Source organism: Fictibacillus sp. B-59209 (assembly GCF_036216745.1).
Classification (GTDB): domain Bacteria; phylum Bacillota; class Bacilli; order Bacillales; family Fictibacillaceae; genus Fictibacillus_C; species Fictibacillus_C marinisediminis.
In genome coordinates, this window is record NZ_JARMMC010000014.1 from 372993 (window position 1) to 389378 (window position 16386).

19 protein-coding genes are annotated in these 16386 nt (G+C 46.9%); 18 read left to right on the forward strand and 1 reads right to left on the reverse strand.

Going from position 1 to position 16386, the window contains the following annotated elements:
- The first annotated feature begins 6 nt into the window (after positions 1–6).
- The 3 genes from P4361_RS11085 (at position 7) to P4361_RS11095 (ending at position 2190) form a co-directional block, all read left to right on the forward strand.
- Positions 7–594 carry a DUF1405 domain-containing protein gene (locus P4361_RS11085; protein ID WP_062235403.1) on the forward strand — a complete coding sequence of 196 codons (588 nt, stop codon included), beginning with the start codon at positions 7–9 and terminating at the stop codon, positions 592–594.
- A 59-nt stretch (positions 595–653) separates the two neighbouring features.
- Positions 654–1439, forward strand: coding sequence for a sporulation protein YpjB (locus P4361_RS11090; RefSeq protein ID WP_328089410.1), 786 nt, complete (start codon positions 654–656; stop codon positions 1437–1439).
- Positions 1440–1512: 73 nt separating this feature from the next.
- Entirely contained in the window at positions 1513–2190 is a 678-nt protein-coding gene (locus P4361_RS11095) for a zinc metallopeptidase (protein WP_053358072.1), read from the forward strand.
- Between the two features lie 355 nt (positions 2191–2545).
- Here P4361_RS11095 and P4361_RS11100 read toward each other — a convergent pair whose 3' ends face one another.
- Positions 2546–3418 carry a YitT family protein gene (locus tag P4361_RS11100; protein ID WP_053358073.1) on the reverse strand — a complete coding sequence of 291 codons (873 nt, stop codon included), beginning with the start codon at positions 3416–3418 and terminating at the stop codon, positions 2546–2548.
- A gap of 157 nt (positions 3419–3575) precedes the next feature.
- Between P4361_RS11100 and P4361_RS11105 the strand changes: the two genes are divergently transcribed.
- The 15 genes from P4361_RS11105 (at position 3576) to P4361_RS11175 (ending at position 16340) form a co-directional block, all read left to right on the forward strand.
- A complete protein-coding gene (locus tag P4361_RS11105) occupies positions 3576–3902 on the forward strand; it encodes a nucleotide pyrophosphohydrolase (RefSeq protein ID WP_328089463.1) in 327 nt (108 codons plus the stop codon).
- A gap of 1 nt (position 3903) precedes the next feature.
- Positions 3904–4707, forward strand: a complete 804-nt coding sequence (gene dapB, locus P4361_RS11110; protein WP_062235409.1) for a 4-hydroxy-tetrahydrodipicolinate reductase — start codon at positions 3904–3906, stop codon at positions 4705–4707.
- 14 nt (positions 4708–4721) lie between these two features.
- A complete protein-coding gene (gene mgsA, locus P4361_RS11115) occupies positions 4722–5138 on the forward strand; it encodes a methylglyoxal synthase (RefSeq protein ID WP_053358075.1) in 417 nt (138 codons plus the stop codon).
- Entirely contained in the window at positions 5135–5827 is a 693-nt protein-coding gene (gene bshB1, locus P4361_RS11120) for a bacillithiol biosynthesis deacetylase BshB1 (RefSeq protein ID WP_062235412.1), read from the forward strand. The genes mgsA and bshB1 overlap by 4 nt, the downstream gene beginning before the upstream one ends.
- 11 nt (positions 5828–5838) lie before the next feature.
- Entirely contained in the window at positions 5839–6966 is a 1128-nt protein-coding gene (gene bshA / locus P4361_RS11125; protein WP_256225938.1) for an N-acetyl-alpha-D-glucosaminyl L-malate synthase BshA, read from the forward strand.
- A gap of 7 nt (positions 6967–6973) precedes the next feature.
- On the forward strand, positions 6974–8161 hold the full coding sequence (locus P4361_RS11130) for a CCA tRNA nucleotidyltransferase (protein ID WP_256225937.1): 1188 nt from the start codon (positions 6974–6976) through the stop codon (positions 8159–8161).
- On the forward strand, positions 8146–9132 hold the full coding sequence (locus P4361_RS11135) for a biotin--[acetyl-CoA-carboxylase] ligase (protein WP_062235421.1): 987 nt from the start codon (positions 8146–8148) through the stop codon (positions 9130–9132). The genes P4361_RS11130 and P4361_RS11135 overlap by 16 nt, the downstream gene beginning before the upstream one ends.
- A 208-nt stretch (positions 9133–9340) precedes the next feature.
- Positions 9341–10174 carry a 3-methyl-2-oxobutanoate hydroxymethyltransferase gene (gene panB, locus P4361_RS11140; RefSeq protein ID WP_328089412.1) on the forward strand — a complete coding sequence of 278 codons (834 nt, stop codon included), beginning with the start codon at positions 9341–9343 and terminating at the stop codon, positions 10172–10174.
- 1 nt (position 10175) lies between these two features.
- Positions 10176–11036 carry a pantoate--beta-alanine ligase gene (gene panC / locus P4361_RS11145; protein ID WP_328089413.1) on the forward strand — a complete coding sequence of 287 codons (861 nt, stop codon included), beginning with the start codon at positions 10176–10178 and terminating at the stop codon, positions 11034–11036.
- 5 nt (positions 11037–11041) lie between these two features.
- Positions 11042–11425, forward strand: coding sequence for an aspartate 1-decarboxylase (gene panD / locus P4361_RS11150; RefSeq protein ID WP_328089414.1), 384 nt, complete (start codon positions 11042–11044; stop codon positions 11423–11425).
- Between the two features lie 86 nt (positions 11426–11511).
- Positions 11512–14322, forward strand: a complete 2811-nt coding sequence (gene dinG, locus P4361_RS11155) for an ATP-dependent DNA helicase DinG (protein ID WP_328089416.1) — start codon at positions 11512–11514, stop codon at positions 14320–14322.
- Positions 14319–14444, forward strand: coding sequence for a hypothetical protein (locus P4361_RS11160; protein ID WP_255357568.1), 126 nt, complete (start codon positions 14319–14321; stop codon positions 14442–14444). The genes dinG and P4361_RS11160 overlap by 4 nt, the downstream gene beginning before the upstream one ends.
- A gap of 27 nt (positions 14445–14471) precedes the next feature.
- Positions 14472–14642, forward strand: a complete 171-nt coding sequence (locus tag P4361_RS11165; RefSeq protein WP_082683449.1) for a YpmA family protein — start codon at positions 14472–14474, stop codon at positions 14640–14642.
- Positions 14643–14654: 12 nt separating this feature from the next.
- A complete protein-coding gene (locus P4361_RS11170) occupies positions 14655–15137 on the forward strand; it encodes a DUF5590 domain-containing protein (protein WP_053358084.1) in 483 nt (160 codons plus the stop codon).
- 18 nt (positions 15138–15155) lie between these two features.
- A complete protein-coding gene (locus tag P4361_RS11175; protein WP_091004935.1) occupies positions 15156–16340 on the forward strand; it encodes a pyridoxal phosphate-dependent aminotransferase in 1185 nt (394 codons plus the stop codon).
- Positions 16341–16386 lie beyond the last annotated feature (46 nt).

Genomic DNA, 16386 nt, shown 5'->3' on the forward strand with positions numbered 1-16386 from the left:
AAAAGAATGATTTATCTTTATGGAATTTTGAAGCAAAAATGGTTCCTGTCCAGTTTGCTTATCATCAATATTCTTGGAACGGCCTATGGATATTACTGGTATAAAGACCAGCTCGCTGAAACACCGCTGAAGTTTGTTCTTTTTGTGCCAGACAGCCCGACGGCCAGTCTGTTCTTTGTCTTCGTGCTCATTGCGTTTCTTTTCGGAAAAAACCTGCCATACATCGAAGCACTGGCCGCGGTAAGCCTTTTTAAGTACGGAATCTGGGCGGTTGGTATGAATATTGCCGGCGGTGTAGTCGATCCTCCTATGTATTGGGCCAATTATATGCTCATCGTTTCCCATCTGGGGATGGCGATCGAAGGCCTCCTTTATACACCGTACTATCGAATTCAGCTCCGGCATCTGGCGGTAGCGGGCCTCTGGGTATTTCATAACGAAATTATCGATTATGTTTATGGTATGATGCCGAGGTACGACGTACTCTGGGAACATATGCAGCTGATCGGATATCTTACCTTCTGGCTCAGTGTGGTATCCGTCGTCCTTGTGTATTATTTAACGAGGGAGAAGCCGGCTCACTCCGGCAAATAAAGGTCTAACCTTGTCCGTTTCCTCATATGATTTGTTATACCGTATGGGAGGGACAAGGAATGAAATTTAAATTTGCCGCTGTGTTCAGTTTACTGCTGGTTAGTCTTCCGATTGCTGCGCACGCGAACGGCGGACAGACCAGCAGCCTTGAAAACGTCACTCAATTATCGGATAAAGCGCTGGAGCTTGCCAAAGAGGAACGGTATAAAGAAGCGAGCGAAGTCCTTTTCTATTTGTCATCTCAATTTGGTAAGGGCGCCCTGAAGTCCGAATTGGCTGAAGATAAAATCCGCATGGTTGATGCCACAGTAGAAGATACAATCGAAACGCTTGGAAGAGCTGAAGAACCGCGCGACGTTAAACTCCACCGGCTTACAGGTGTAAGGCTGCTTGTCGACGCCTTGATTTCCGATCATCAGCCGCTGTGGAAACAAACGGAGTATCAGCTCATCAATCCATTAAAGCACATGCAGCTGGCTTTACGGAAGAATCATAATCAGGAATACCAGGAGGCGGCAAACGAGTTTCTGTTCAACTACGCCATGATCCGCCCGGCAGTCAGCATGGACGTTGAAGATACATTTTTTGATCAGGTGGATAAAGATATCGAGTTCATCGACAGCAGCCGGACCAGCATTTTCACATCCTCAGCGGACAAGAAGAAACTTGAATCCGTTAGAGCCGATTTTGAAAACCTGTTTGCTGCAAAAGAAGACAACTCTGAACCTTCCCTGTTCTGGCTGATCTTTTCCATCGGGGGAATCATCTTCTCTACATTATTTTATGTAGGATGGAGAAAATACAAAGCGGAGAAGGAAAACGTGAAGGCTGTAGATAAGCGGTAAAGCATTCTGATTGACATATATATGGCGATAATCATAAAATTAAAGTAATTACTATAGTGGAGGAATGCTATAAATGTCTTTTCTCATCTATTTTGCATTGTTGCTGATCATCCCGATCTGGGCACAGATGAGGGTGAAAAGCACGTATAAAAAGTACGCAAAAGTTGAAAACTCAACCGGAAAAACAGGGGCGGAAGTCGCCCGTGAAATACTGGACCGCAACGGGCTATACAATGTCGCGGTTGAGCCGGTCAGAGGGCGGCTGTCCGACCATTATGACCCGCGTTCAAAAGTTGTCCGCCTATCCGAAGAAAACTATTACGGCCATTCCATTGCAGGATCTGCAGTAGCCGCCCACGAAGTCGGCCATGCCATTCAGGATAAGGAAAGCTACGCGCCGCTGCGTTTCCGGCATGCACTAGTGCCGGTTGCTAACTTAGGTTCCAACTTTGCTTATCTTTTGATCATTGCAGGAGCTATTTTCGCCTCTGCTAACCTTCTTTTAGTGGGTATTATCTTCATGGCAGCCGCGGTTCTCTTTCAGCTGGTCACACTCCCGGTCGAATTTAACGCGAGCAGCCGGGCGATGAATCAGATCGTATCCACTGGTATGATCCGCAACAACGAAGAGCGCCAGGCAAGAAAAGTCCTTAATGCCGCTGCACTGACATATGTAGCAGCAGCATTGGTCGCTGTATTGGAGCTTCTACGCTTCGTGCTCATGTTTGCTGGAATGAATAATGACGATTAAATGACGAAACCCCTGCTCAGGCAGGGGTTTTATTGTTTTTGGTGGTGCGATGGATGAAGAATGCGGGTATGTGATCGGAATTGATTCAATTGAGTGAAGAATTGAACCGTAGAAAAAATAATTGAACCAAACTAGCGGTTATTTGAACCATACTGAATATTCTTTCAATTTTCCACAGCTGCTGCAAAAAAAAGCGTGCTGAAGTCTGATTATTTCAACACGCCTTCCTTCAGTTGGGATCCAGCTTCAGCGCCTAAAGACTCAACGACTTCACTCTCTCACCCCAACACAAAAACCTTGTTGAAGTTCTAGAGTTCCGGTCCTTATCGTCTTTGGTCAGGCGCTACAGCTTTTCTCATATCCCTATCGGATTCTTATCACTATCGAGTGTGAAGCCTTCTCCGAGGACTTCGTGTACGTCGTTAACGGTTACGAAGGCATGGGGATCGACCCGTTCAATTACTTGCTTAAGCCGGACGATTTCGTTACGCGCGAACACGCAATAAAGAACTTCTTTCTGGCTGCCAGTAAAGCTTCCTTTAGCGCTGAGCAAGGTAGCGCCGCGGTCGAGTTCTTTCATGATCAGTGCAGCGATCTCGGTATTTTTTTCGGAGATGATCATTGCGGCTTTGCCGGCATAGGCGCCTTCCTGCATAAAATCGATGACGCGGGCGCCGACAAAAACGGCGACAAGTGTGTACATCGCTTCTTTGTAGTTGAGGTAAACTAGCGACATCGTGATGACCACCGCGTCAAACATAAACATGGTCTTTCCCATGCTCCAGCCGAAGAATTTATGGCCGAGCCTCGCAATAATATCGACACCGCCTGTCGTTCCCCCGAAACGGAAGATGATTCCTAGGCCGATACCGATGAAAACCCCGGCAAAAAGAGCGGCGAGAGGCATGTCCTGTTTTAAATTAATAGTAAGAGTTGAATAACGCTGGAAGAGGAACAAGAACAGTGAAACACCCAGCGTGCCGATCATTGTATAAATGAATGCGTTTTTTCCAAGCAGCTTCCATCCTACAAAGAAAAGAGGGATGTTGAGGGCGAGGTTGGAATAGGAAGGGTCAATATGGAACAAAAAGTAAAGAATAAGGGTGATTCCTGTAAATCCGCCCTCTGCCAGATTGTTTGCCATATTGAAGTGAACGATGCCAAATGAAAAGATGGCGGAACCAAATAAAATAAAAAATACGTTTTTGCTGCGAATTGGAAATGTCATTTATGTGCCTCCTGAGACTAATGCGATACCCTGTTTGCGTTTTCATTATAAAGGAAAAAGATGGGGGGTTCAATCGCTCGTGAAATTTGTCAAATGTCTTATTCTTCGCTAACATAAACGTAGGATTGTCGAAGAGGTGATATCGTTGAAAAAAACCATGCAGGAAATGCAGCAAGAAGTTGATACATATATCGGCCAGTTTAAAGAAGGGTATTTCAGCCCCCTTGCGATGATGGCCAGGATGACAGAAGAGCTTGGCGAGCTTGCTCGTGAAGTTAACCACTATTACGGTGAAAAACCGAAAAAATCCACTGAAAAAGAGCAGACCATTGAAGAAGAATTGGGTGATATTTTATTTGTCTTACTATGTTTTGCCAATTCACTCGATATTAGTATGGAAAAAGCCTTTGATATGGTCATGAATAAGTTTAATACGAGAGATAAAGACCGATGGACGCGCATCAAAGAAGGAGAGGAAAAGTAGCATGAGCAAACAAATAACCATTGTCATTGCCGGGCCAAGAGGAAAAATGGGGCGTGAAGCCGTGAACTTGGTCAACGAAACTCCACATTTTACACTTTTAGCAGTGATTGATTCCAGACATGCAGGAATGAAACTGAAAGATCTGGAGGGAATGCCATCCCTCGATATTCCGGTATACGATGACGCAACACTTTGCTTTTCAGAAATCAGGCCGGATGTTTTGATCGATCTTACGAAGCCTGAGATCGGGAAAGTCCATCTTGAACAGGCGCTCGAGCATAATGTCAGGCCTGTCATCGGAACGACAGGCTTCTCGGATGAGGATTTAGAGCGCCTGAAAAACCTCGCTCAAGAAAACGAACTGGGGGCGATCATCGCCCCCAACTTTGCGGTTGGTGCCATCTTAATGATGAAGTTTGCTCAGATGGCTTCCAAGTATTTGCCTAATGTTGAGATTATCGAGAAGCACCACGACCAAAAACTCGATGCCCCATCCGGAACGGCTTTGAAGACAGCACAGCTGATCAGAGAGGTCAGAGAGCCAAAATCCCAAGGGCATCCTGATGAGAGAGAAGATCTTCCTGGAGCAAGGGGTGCTGAACTTGATGGAATACGGATTCACAGTGTCAGGCTGCCGGGGCTTGTTGCCCACCAGGAAGTTATTTTAGGCGGAGAGGGACAAACCTTAACGATCAAACATGATTCGATGAACCGTGCTTCGTTTATGCCTGGTGTTAAGATGGCGGTAGAAGCGGTTGTAAATGTGGATCATCTCGTGTATGGCTTGGAAAATATTATAGAGTAAAAGGTGGGGGAACGATGAGAATTGCTTTGGTTGCGCATGATAATAAAAAACAGGAAATGATTAACTTTTCCATGGCTTATGAACCGATTTTAAGAAAACACGAGCTGTTTGCCACTGGAACGACCGGGCAAAAGATAATGGACGCAACCGGACTGGACATCCATCGGTTCCAATCAGGCCCGCTTGGCGGGGATCAGCAGATCGGTGCACTGATCGCTCAGAATAAAATGGATCTGGTGCTCTTTTTTAGGGACCCATTAACTTCGCAGGCGCATGAACCGGACATCTCTGCACTCATCCGTCTCTGTGATGTATATCAGATTCCTGTCGCGACGAACGTGGCGAGTGGAGAACTTTTTATCCGGGCGATGGAGCGAGGCGATTTCAACTGGAGAAATATTATTAAAGAAAGAGAAGGAAATCAATCATGAACAAAGAAAGCTGGCTGGCTGTCGGCGCCCATTCTGACGACGTTGAGATCGGAATGTCAGGTACGATAGCGATCCATACGGCCAATGGCGGCAAGGTTTCAATCTGTGACCTGACAAGAGCCGAACTGTCTTCCAATGGAACAGTGGAGCTGCGCAAGGAAGAAGCAGGCCATGCGGCAGAAGTTATAGGTGTTTCCGAGCGTTTGAATCTTGAGCTGCCGGACAGAGGTCTATTAATGAAAGAAGAATACATACTGGCGATCGTTTCATTGATCAGGCGCAAGAAGCCTGATTGTCTCTTTATCCCGTATTGGGAGGACCGCCATCCCGATCATGGCAACTGCTCAAGGCTCGCAGAGGAAGCCGCTTTTTCAGCCGGGGTGAGGAATATTATTGATCCTGACAACCTGCCGCCACACAGGGTAAAGAAAATCTATTATTATTTTATCAATGGTTTTCATAAGCCTCAGATCTTGGTCGATGTTTCAAGCGTCTATGAGAAGAAGAAAGCTGCGCTTCAATGCTATAAGAGCCAGTTTATAAAGCAGGATGACAGCTTTGATACACCGCTGGTCAACGGCTATATCGAGTCGGTGAGCGCGAGGGAGAAGATGTTCGGGCAGGAAGCGGGCGTAGACTATGCGGAAGGCTTTATGATGAAGAAACCCCTGTTATTAAAGAAATTATAAGGAGAACAGCTATGAAGCTTAAAATAGGAATCACTTGTTATCCTACTGTAGGTGGATCGGGTGTTGTAGCAACTGAGCTCGGAAAACTGCTGGCAGAAAAGGGGCATGAGATCCATTTTATCACTTCGAGCCTGCCGTTTCGGCTCGGGAAAGTATACGCCAACATCTTTTATCATGAGGTTGAGGTGAACAACTATTCTGTTTTTAAATACCCGCCATATGATCTCGCATTGGCTAGCAAGATGGCGGAGGTCGCCAAACGCGAGAAACTTGATATCATCCACGCGCATTATGCCATTCCTCATGCGATCTGCGCTTTTCTTGCCAAGCAGATGGCCGGCGAACAACTAAAGATTGTGACGACACTGCATGGAACCGACATCACGGTGCTTGGATACGATCCTTCACTGAAAGAGATGATCAAATTCGGCATCGAGAATTCAGATGCGGTGACCGCTGTTTCTAACAGTCTGAAGGATGATACTTATAAGCTGCTCGGCGTAAAGAACGAGATTCAGCCGATCTACAATTTTGTCGATGAACGGGAATACTTTAAGCAGGAAGCTACACATCTTAAAAAGGGATACGGCATTAAACCGGAAGAAAAGGTGATCATCCATATCTCCAATTTCCGTTCAGTTAAACGGGTGCCGGATGTCATCATGGCTTTCCATAAGATTGTGAGCACGATTCCTGCCAAACTTCTCTTGATCGGAAACGGGCCGGAATTTACGGTAGCCTGCAAAATGGTGCAGGAACTGGATATCGAGGATCATGTACTTTTTCTCGGCAAGCAGGAAAATGTGGCAGAACTATTTTCGATCAGTGATTTAAAGCTCCTCCTTTCTGAGAAAGAAAGCTTCGGCCTTGTTCTTCTTGAAGCTATGGCGTGCGGGGTGCCCGTTGTTGGTACGAATATTGGCGGCATTCCAGAAGTGATTCTGGACGGAGAGACCGGCTATATCTGCGAGCTGGGAGACATAGACGGCATCGCAGCGGCCTCCCTTTCTATTCTGACGGATGAGAACAAACAGCAGACGTTCGCCTATCAAGCGATGCAGCACGTCAGGGATCATTTCCATTCTTCTAAGATTGTGGGAGATTATGAGGATTTATATTACAGTGTGCTAAAAGGATAGGATAATCATGAGCGATCTTTTTGCCGGAGCACATATTATCATGGACCGGCTGATGCAAGCCGGCTACCAGGCGTATATGGTTGGCGGATGTGTGAGGGACTACCTTTTGAACCGGGACATCGGAGATATTGATATCGCCACCTCTGCGCTTCCAGAAGAGGTGTGTTCGCTTTTTGCAAAAACGATCCCTGTCGGCATGGAGCACGGGACCGTTATCGTGCGTGAACAGCATAATTCATATGAGGTGACTACTTTCAGAAAAGAAGGCACTTATGTTGACCGCCGTCATCCTTCTTCTGTGGAGTATATTGATTCATTGTTCGAAGATCTTTCAAGAAGAGATTTTACGATCAATGCCATGGCGATGGATACGGCCGGAAATTTGCACGATCCGTTCGGCGGACGGCAGCATTTAAAGGAAAAGAAAATCAAAACGGTCGGAGACGCTGAAAAGCGGTTTATGGAAGACCCGCTCCGTATAATGAGAGCTCTCCGTTTTTGGGCTGTCTTGGGTTTTACACTTGAAGAGAAAACAGAAAAAGCGGTTAAAAGACTGGCTGATGAATTAAAAGAGATTGCAGTGGAACGCCTCGCTGCTGAGTTTATAAAACTTTTAAGAGGTATAGAAGCATCTTCATGCCTCAGGTTTATGTTTGAAACAGGGGTGGTTTCCTCCCTTCCTGAGCTCAACCGTTTCAGGAGCTCTTCAGAACGATTGCATGCTTTGGAGTGGGCCTGCTTGGAGAGTGATGAAGAAAGGTGGGCCGCGCTGCTGTTTCTCCTTGGGGAGGAAGATCCAGCCGTCTTCCTGAAAGCTTGGAAGCAGTCCAATTCTTTGATCCGTTCGGTACTGCAGCTCATCCGTTATCTGGACAAGGAGGAACTGCGGCCGCACGATCTTTATGAATTGGGAGAATTGCAGGCAGTGTCCTGTCAGAGGGTGAGAAATGCACTGAAGGGCCGGATTGTGGATGAGGATCTTGTTTCTGTTCAGCAGCGCTTTCAAAAACTGCCGATTCATCAGCGGAAAGAGCTTGCTGTAAACGGGAAGGACATCGTAAGTCTTGATGAATCAGAGAAAGGCCCCTGGATACAGGAGATGCTGCAGAGGATCGAACACGGGGTAGTTGAAGGAAAAGTTCTAAATGAAAAAAGGGCCATCTTGGAGTGGGTGAGGAGTTGGAAGGGAAAATGAGACAGCATTTGCTTCAGATGCTTATTGAGAATGGAAATACGTTTGTTTCCGGACAGCAGATCAGTGATGAGCTGAATTGCTCCCGTACGGCGATCTGGAAGCATATCACAGAGCTGAGGAAAGAAGGATACGTGATTGAAGCCGTACAGCGGAAAGGCTATCGTATCGTGTCTTCTCCCGACCGTGTGACTGAGCATGAGATCAGCGCCCGTCTGAAATCAGATGTATTAGGCAAGAACATCGTGTATGAAGAATCGGTGAAAAGCACACAGGAAATCGCACAAAAGCTTTCTTATGAACAAAAGCCGGAGGGTACGCTTGTAGTTGCTGACGAACAGACAGGCGGCAGGGGCAGACTAGGAAGGCCATGGCAGTCTCCAAAGGGCACCGGAATCTGGATGAGCCTCATCCTGCGGCCGGAAATCCCCCTTCAAAAAACGCCGCAGCTCACTCTTCTCGCTGCTGTCAGTGTCACGAAAGCAATCTACAAAGTGACAGGGCTGCATGCAGAGATCAAATGGCCGAACGATATTTTGATCAACGGCAAAAAAACAGTCGGCATTCTGACGGAGCTTCAGGCGGAATCTGATCGCGTGCACGCTGTGATCATCGGGATTGGCCTGAACGTGAATGTAACAGGCGAGGATTTTAATGAAGATGTCAGGAAGATCGCAACATCGCTAAAGATCGAATCAGGAAATGAGACGAAAAGAGCCGATCTGATCGCAGCCATTCTTGAAGAGATGGAAGTTCTTTATCGTGAATATTTAAACAATGGCTTTGGGCTGATCAAACTGTTGTGGGAAGGATATGCCCACAGCATCGGAAGGCGGATCAAAGTGAGGACAGCGAGCCAGCAGCTTGAGGGCGTGGCCAAAGGAATTACTGATGAAGGCATCCTGCTCCTTGAAGATGATAACGGAAAGGTGCATTCGATCTATTCAGCGGATATTGAGATACCCGGAACATAAATAATATGGTACATTATAAAGTGTAGAAAAGGTGGTATCCCGCAGTGCGGGAACTGCACTTTCTTTGAACGTGTGACAGATAGCTTTACATCTGCCTAGATCCATCAAGGACCGGGACAGAGGGATTGGAAATGTTAAAGATGCAATGGACCCCTCTGCTTATTTGAGGGGTTTTTCCTCTGTTCCTCCCAAAAAAGGAGGAAAAAGGATGAAGACCACGCAAAGTTTTTCGGCTATGAAGCAGCAGAAAGAAAAGATCACGATGATTACTGCATACGACTTTCCATCAGCCCAGCTCGCCGAACGAGCGGCAGTGGATATGATTCTCGTCGGCGATTCGCTCGGAATGGTGGTACTTGGGTACGATTCGACAGTACCGGTAACCGTAGAGGATATGATCCATCATGCCCGCGCTGTAAAACGAGGGGCACCGAACACGTTTATCGTGACTGATATGCCCTTTATGAGCTACCATGCCGGCAGAGCGGAGACGGTGAAGAACGCAATGAGGATCATGCAGGAAACAGGTTCCCATGCTCTTAAGCTTGAGGGTGGAAAGAATGTGATCGAAACGATCGGATATTTAGTGGATGCGGGCGTTCCAATCATCGGCCACCTCGGGCTTACACCTCAGACAGCTGGCGTGCTTGGCGGCTATAAAGTACAGGGAAGAGAATCGATAAAGGCAAAACAGCTGCTCCAGGATGCCCTTGCGATCGAAGAGGCGGGAGCTTTCGCTCTTGTGCTTGAATGTGTACCGAAACAGCTGACACAGCTCGTTGCGGAGTCTGTGAAAATTCCTGTTATCGGCATTGGTGCAGGGAATTCTGCCGACGGCCAGGTGCTCGTGTATCATGACCTGGTCGGTTACGGTTTTCATCATGTTCCGAAATTTGTGAAGATGTTCGCCCATTCGGCGGAGGCTATGCAAAAGGGGATTGCAGACTTTATTGCTGAAGTAAAAGAAGGAACGTTTCCTGCTGAAGAGCATTCATTTACGATGAAGCCGGAAGAAGCAGAAGCGCTGTACGGAGGGAAATAAAGTGAAAATCATCACAAGTATCAGCGAGATGAGGGCGTTCAGTGCTGAAGCGAAGACCGGGGGTAGGACCATTGGCTGCGTACCGACGATGGGCTATCTACACGAGGGGCACGCCTCACTTTTGGAACGCGCGGGAAAAGAGAATGCTCTTACCGTACTGAGTATTTTTGTCAATCCGCTCCAGTTTGGCCCAAACGAAGATTTTGACCGTTATCCGAGGGATTTTGAACGAGACGAACGGGTGGCCCTGAACTATGGTGTGGACGCTTTGTTTTATCCGGAGGTACAGGATATGTATCCTTCCGAGCCTTCAGTCACCATGAGGGTAAACAAGAGGGTGGATGCTCTTTGCGGAAGAACGAGGGAAGGCCATTTTGACGGCGTGGCCACCGTTTTGACCAAGCTGTTTCATATCATCTCACCTGACAGGGTTTATTTCGGGATGAAAGATGCACAGCAAGTGGCGGTCGTGGAAGGGTTGATCTCAGACTTGAACTTTCCGGTCGAACTCGTCCCTTGTCCTACCGTCCGAGAAGAAGACGGGCTCGCAAAAAGTTCAAGGAATGTTTATCTTTCACCTCAGGAGAGGCAGGAGGCGCCTGTCTTATACCGGTCGCTCCAGGAGGCAGCAGCTCGTCTCTTGGAAGGGAAAAATGTTATACACATCAAAGAAAAAATGATAGAGTATTTAGAGGAGCATACAAGCGGGAAAGTGGACTATTTTGAGATATTGTCCTATCCGGAACTTGAAGAAGCTTCAGCAGCAGACCAGAAAAAGATCATCGCGCTCGCCGTTCAGTTTAAGAATGCGAGACTGATTGATAATCTAACCATAATTCCTGATGGAAGGAACCATAGGTGATTCATATGTTCAGAACAATGATGAAAGGCAAAATACACCGCGCCCGCGTAACAGAATCTAACTTAAATTACGTGGGAAGCATAACAATAGATGAGGATATCCTGGATGCGGTTGACATGGTGCCCAACGAAAAGGTGCAGATCGTCAACAACAACAACGGAGCCAGATTTGAGACGTATATCATCCCGGGGCCCCGCGGCACAGGTGTGATGTGCCTGAACGGTGCTGCTGCCCGGCTCGTTCAGGAAGGAGACGTTATCATCGTGATCTCCTACGCCATGATGGCAGAAGAGGAAGTTCCGTTCCACCATCCGAGAGTGGCGATCATGGATGAAAATAACTCAATTACTGAAATACTAGGTTATGAACCGGCTTCAACGATTCTTTAACCCCTTGCTAAAGGGGTTTTTCTATTTACATAAAGGACTTGGATTCATTTATTGAATACCGAGCCGCTTGACCCGAGGTGAAAAGGATGAACAACCGTTATGTTGTCATAGATGTAGAAACTACAGGAAACGCTCCTGCCCGCGGAGACCGTGTCATTCAGATCGGTGCCGTTGTTGTTGAAAATAACATAATTGTTGACAGGTTTTCTTCCTTTGTTAACCCGGAGATACCCATTCCGCCGTTTATTGAACAGCTGACCGGCATCAACGATGAAATGGTCGCGGATGCTCCACTGTTTGAAGAGGTGGCTCCCGTTATTCTGCAGATGCTTGAAGGGTCCTACTTTGTTGCCCATAACGTCCTATTTGATCTGAACTTTCTGCAGGAAGAGTTTGAAAACAGCGGATATCAGCGATTTACCGGCCCCCTTCTGGATACGGTTGAACTTTCCCGGATTCTGCTCCTGCAGGCTGATGGATATCAGCTCGGCCAGCTGGCAGATTATCTTGGCATTGTTCATGAGAATCCCCATCAAGCGGACAGTGATGCTGAAGTGACGGCTTACCTGCTGATCGAACTGCTGCATAGACTGTCCAGGCTTCCTCTGCTCACACTGCAGCGGATGGATCCGTTTCTTAAAAAGATGCAGAGCAGCCTGGAGGAGATCGTAGGGGATCTGATCATCCTGAAATCTTCCAAAATAGAAGATGATCATGGAATGGACTATTTCAGGCAGCTAGTATTGAAGTCTTTTTCTCCAATCGAGAAAGAGGAGAATGCGCTGCAGATCAAGATGGATCCGTCTGCACTATTGGAAGATCTGTCACAGGAAATGGAACATTATGAAGTACGTGAGAGCCAGCAGAAGATGATGGAAATGGTGTACGATGCGATGGAGGATCATCAGCATGCGATGATCGAGGCTGGAACAGGAGTAGGAAAGTCAATGGGCTATCTGATCCCTTCAATCCTTTATGGAAAACGGGAAGACCGGCCGATCGTAGTGAGCACACATACGATCCAGCTTCAGCAGCAGCTGTTGGAACGGGACATTCCCATTTTGAAAAATATCCTGCCTTTTCCATTCCATGCTACGGTCCTAAAAGGGCGCAACAATTATCTTTGTTTACGAAAGTTTGAACAGTCGCTGGATGATCATTCAGAAGATAATTATGATACAAACCTTACGAAAGCACAATTGCTCGTTTGGCTGACGGAGACAGATCAAGGAGATGTTGAAGAACTGAACCTCGCATCAGGAGGCAAACTTTTTTGGCATCAGGTGAAAAGCGATTCTGCCTCGTGCCTGAACCACCGCTGTCCCTGGTACTCCAGGTGTTTCTATCATAGAAAAAGAAGAGCCGCACTGGCATCCGATCTTGTGATCACCAATCATGCACTGCTCTTCAGCGATGTTAAATCCGATGCGCAGCTCTTGCCCTCCTACAAAGAAGTCATCATTGATGAGGCTCATCATGTAGAAGAAGTGGTCAGCGACCATTTCGGCATTCAGACCGATTACTTCGTATTTACGAGACTGCTTGAACGTATTGGACACGACGATGACAGCGGACTGGTGAAAAAGCTTTATCAGCTGATAGAGACTGTTGAACTGCCGGGGCTTGAGCCCGTGCTGGAACAGATCGCGAAGGAGCTGCCTGAAGCAAAGATGGAGATAGACGAGTTGTTCCGCTCCATACGGGCTTACGTGCTGGAAGCCAAGAAGAGCAGCATGAATGACTTTGGCCGTGTGAGCTACCGTTACGGCGGACGGGACACAAAGAGCGCAATGTGGCAGGCGATCCTTGAGATGGTCGAGCGTGTGCTCTTCGGGTTGGGTGATCTTGGGAAATCGCTAAAAAAAGTGAACAAGCTTGCAGATGAAAAGGAAGAACATCTGAACTTTGCGCAAAAAGGTCTGCTGGCTGATTTCGACGGATTGAGAAACCAGCTTGAGGAAGAGAAAGAAAAGCTTCGCCATCTGCTAAAAGAAGTCAATGATAACGAGGTTTTCTGGTTTGAGGTCGAAGCGAAGGGCGCAAAGAACGCGGTCTATCTATACAGCAAACCCATTGTGATCAGTGAGCTGCTGGCCGATGAATTCTTCGCCAAGAAAAATAGTGTCATCATGACTTCAGCTACTTTGTCTGTTAGGAATTCGTTTCATTATATGACGTCAAGACTCGGACTTGATGATTTCGGGCCGATGACTGCGAATCTTCCTTCTCCTTTTTCTTATGACCAGCAGGTGAAATTTATGGTGCCGACAGATGTCCCTCTGATCAATGAAGTGGATCAGGAGACATTCGTCGCTGTGATCGCCCGCCAGCTTCACAATATCGCAAAAGTAACAAAAGGACGGATGCTCGTTTTGTTTACGTCCAACGATATGCTCCGGGAAACGTACAACGTCTTTAAAGGAATCATCGCGCAAGATGACTTTGTTCTGTTCGGACAGGGAATTGACAGCGGCAGCCGTGCACGCCTTACAAAGAACTTTAAGAAGTTCGAACAGTCCATCCTTTTCGGCACGAGCAGTTTTTGGGAGGGGATCGATATCCCGGGAGATGATCTTTCCTGCCTCGTAATCATTCGGCTTCCTTTTACTCCACCGGATAATCCGGTAACCGCGGCGAGAGCGGAGAAACTGAAAAGCGAGGGCGGCAATGCCTTTATGGAGCTTTCTCTTCCTCAGGCGATCATCCGCTTTAAACAAGGATTTGGCCGGCTTGTCCGTACACAGCGGGATACCGGTGTCGTGTTTGTTTTTGACAGGAGGATCACAGAAACGCGCTACGGCAAGTCATTTATTACGTCTCTCCCTCCAGTTCCAGTGCAAAAAGGATTGATGCACGATCTTTTGATCGATCTTGAAGGCTGGCTGAACGAATCATGAAAAATGATAGCAGAAGCCTGTCCCAAAATGGGCTGAAGTTTGATATAGTAGGAAACGAGACGAATAAAGCGGGAACGGCAGCACAGCACCGATTTCCTGGTGAGTCCCGTTTTCGCCTGTAATTATGGCAGCTGTAAGGAGGTAGTACTTTGGAAAGCAAGATTGAAGTTCTTTCCACGGTAAAAGTAAAAAAATCGCCGGACTTGTATAAAGTTGTGACTGAGCTGAACAAAACGCTGAAAACAAAAGATGTGATGTTTGGCCTGGCACTTGATGACCACGACGAAAATACAATGATATTTACCATCTATAAGACATAGAGGCGGCCGAAAATGAAAAAATGGTGGGTTATTTTGGGGATTGCCTGTGCAGGTGTCATTCTTTGGCAGGGAATCTCAATGTATCGGCAAATCCTGTCGGGCCAGGAAGCTGGCCAAAGCAAAGCGGAGGAAATCGCCAAGGACCAGTATGGATTGTCCCGCATCGACAGTGTGGAATATTATCACGGAAACCAGGCGTATGAGACCGTACAAGGGACATCCGCAAAGAACGGAAAAGTCTATGTTCTCGTTGGTCCAAAGAATAAAACAAAGCTTGTTAAACAAAGCGACGGACTGACCAAGAATCAGATGAAGGCCTTTGTCGACAGGAATTTGAACCCGAAAAAATGGGTCAATCTCCGTCTTGGCATGGAGCATGATCAAGTGCTGTGGGAAGCTGTCTATCTGGATGAAAAAGGAAGATATACGTTTTATTACGGCTATTTTGAGAACGGTGAACGCTATAAAAAATATAGTATGAAACAAGAAATCTAAAAGCGAGGGATGAAAGAAATGGAACTGGCAAACCGAGTTAAAGCACTGACACCATCAACTACATTGGCAATAACAGCAAAGGCTAACGCACTGAAGGCTGAAGGGCACAATGTGATCGGTCTTGGAGCAGGAGAACCCGATTTCAACACTCCGGACCATATCATCGAAGCCGCTTACCGCGCGATGAAGGAAGGCCATACAAAATATACGGCTTCCGGCGGCCTGCTTTCATTGAAACATGCTATTTCGCAAAAGTTTAAAGAAGATCAGAACCTGGACTATTCACCGGCTGAAATTGTTGTAGGCACAGGGGCAAAGCAATCATTGTATACGCTTTTTCAGGTCCTGCTTAATGACGGCGATGAGGTGATCATTCCTACTCCATATTGGGTCAGCTACCCTGAACAAGTGAAGCTTGCCGGAGGTGTTCCGGTCTATGTAGAAGGCAAAGAAGAGAACGCCTTTAAGATCACTCCTTCACAGCTCGAACAGGCAGTGAACAATAAAACAAAGGCGATCATCATCAACTCTCCAAGCAACCCAACCGGATCTCTTTATTCAGAAGACGAACTGAAGCAGCTGGGAGAGGTTTGCTTGAAGCATAACATCCTGATCGTTTCTGATGAGATCTATGAAAAGCTGATCTATGGCGGGGCATCACATACCTCCATTGCCCAGCTCTCACCTGAACTGAAAGGACAGACCATCATCATTAATGGCGTCTCCAAGTCTCATTCCATGACAGGCTGGAGGATTGGCTATGCTGCTGGAAACAGTGCGATCATTAAGGCGATGACGAACCTGGACAGCCACAGCACATCCAATCCGACGACCATCTCCCAATATGCGGCGATAGCAGCATATGAAGGAACCCAGGAGCCGGTTGAAGAGATGAGAAAAGCTTTTGAATCCAGGCTGGATACCGTCTATGAAAAATTGATCCAGATTCCCGGTTTTACCTGCGTTAAACCAAAGGGTGCCTTTTACTTGTTTCCTAATGTAAAAGAAGCGATCAAGCTGACCGGTTTTGAAACAGTAGACGAATGGGTGTCTGCCTTGCTTGAGGAAGAAAAGGTTGCTCTCGTGCCGGGATCAGGATTCGGCTCACCGGATAACGTCAGGCTTTCCTATGCCACTTCTCAAGAGAAATTTGAAGAGGCACTGGAGCGCATTGAACGTTTCATGAAGAAAAACAGCAAATAATCTATACAGGCTTATTTGATTTTTGTAAGTGATTAGACGATAATCA

What these genes read in the sequence shown, in the direction of transcription:
- P4361_RS11085 (WP_062235403.1), top strand. Translation starts at nt 7, where the DNA reads ATGATTTATCTTTATGGAATTTTGAAGCAAAAATGGTTCCTGTCCAGT.
- P4361_RS11090 (WP_328089410.1), top strand. Translation starts at nt 654, where the DNA reads ATGAAATTTAAATTTGCCGCTGTGTTCAGTTTACTGCTGGTTAGTCTT.
- P4361_RS11095 (WP_053358072.1), top strand. Translation starts at nt 1,513, where the DNA reads ATGTCTTTTCTCATCTATTTTGCATTGTTGCTGATCATCCCGATCTGG.
- P4361_RS11100 (WP_053358073.1), bottom strand. Translation starts at nt 3,418, where the DNA reads ATGACATTTCCAATTCGCAGCAAAAACGTATTTTTTATTTTATTTGGT.
- P4361_RS11105 (WP_328089463.1), top strand. Translation starts at nt 3,576, where the DNA reads ATGCAGGAAATGCAGCAAGAAGTTGATACATATATCGGCCAGTTTAAA.
- dapB (WP_062235409.1), top strand. Translation starts at nt 3,904, where the DNA reads ATGAGCAAACAAATAACCATTGTCATTGCCGGGCCAAGAGGAAAAATG.
- mgsA (WP_053358075.1), top strand. Translation starts at nt 4,722, where the DNA reads ATGAGAATTGCTTTGGTTGCGCATGATAATAAAAAACAGGAAATGATT.
- bshB1 (WP_062235412.1), top strand. Translation starts at nt 5,135, where the DNA reads ATGAACAAAGAAAGCTGGCTGGCTGTCGGCGCCCATTCTGACGACGTT.
- bshA (WP_256225938.1), top strand. Translation starts at nt 5,839, where the DNA reads ATGAAGCTTAAAATAGGAATCACTTGTTATCCTACTGTAGGTGGATCG.
- P4361_RS11130 (WP_256225937.1), top strand. Translation starts at nt 6,974, where the DNA reads ATGAGCGATCTTTTTGCCGGAGCACATATTATCATGGACCGGCTGATG.
- panB (WP_328089412.1), top strand. Translation starts at nt 9,341, where the DNA reads ATGAAGACCACGCAAAGTTTTTCGGCTATGAAGCAGCAGAAAGAAAAG.
- panD (WP_328089414.1), top strand. Translation starts at nt 11,042, where the DNA reads ATGTTCAGAACAATGATGAAAGGCAAAATACACCGCGCCCGCGTAACA.
- dinG (WP_328089416.1), top strand. Translation starts at nt 11,512, where the DNA reads ATGAACAACCGTTATGTTGTCATAGATGTAGAAACTACAGGAAACGCT.
- P4361_RS11160 (WP_255357568.1), top strand. Translation starts at nt 14,319, where the DNA reads ATGAAAAATGATAGCAGAAGCCTGTCCCAAAATGGGCTGAAGTTTGAT.
- P4361_RS11170 (WP_053358084.1), top strand. Translation starts at nt 14,655, where the DNA reads ATGAAAAAATGGTGGGTTATTTTGGGGATTGCCTGTGCAGGTGTCATT.
- P4361_RS11175 (WP_091004935.1), top strand. Translation starts at nt 15,156, where the DNA reads ATGGAACTGGCAAACCGAGTTAAAGCACTGACACCATCAACTACATTG.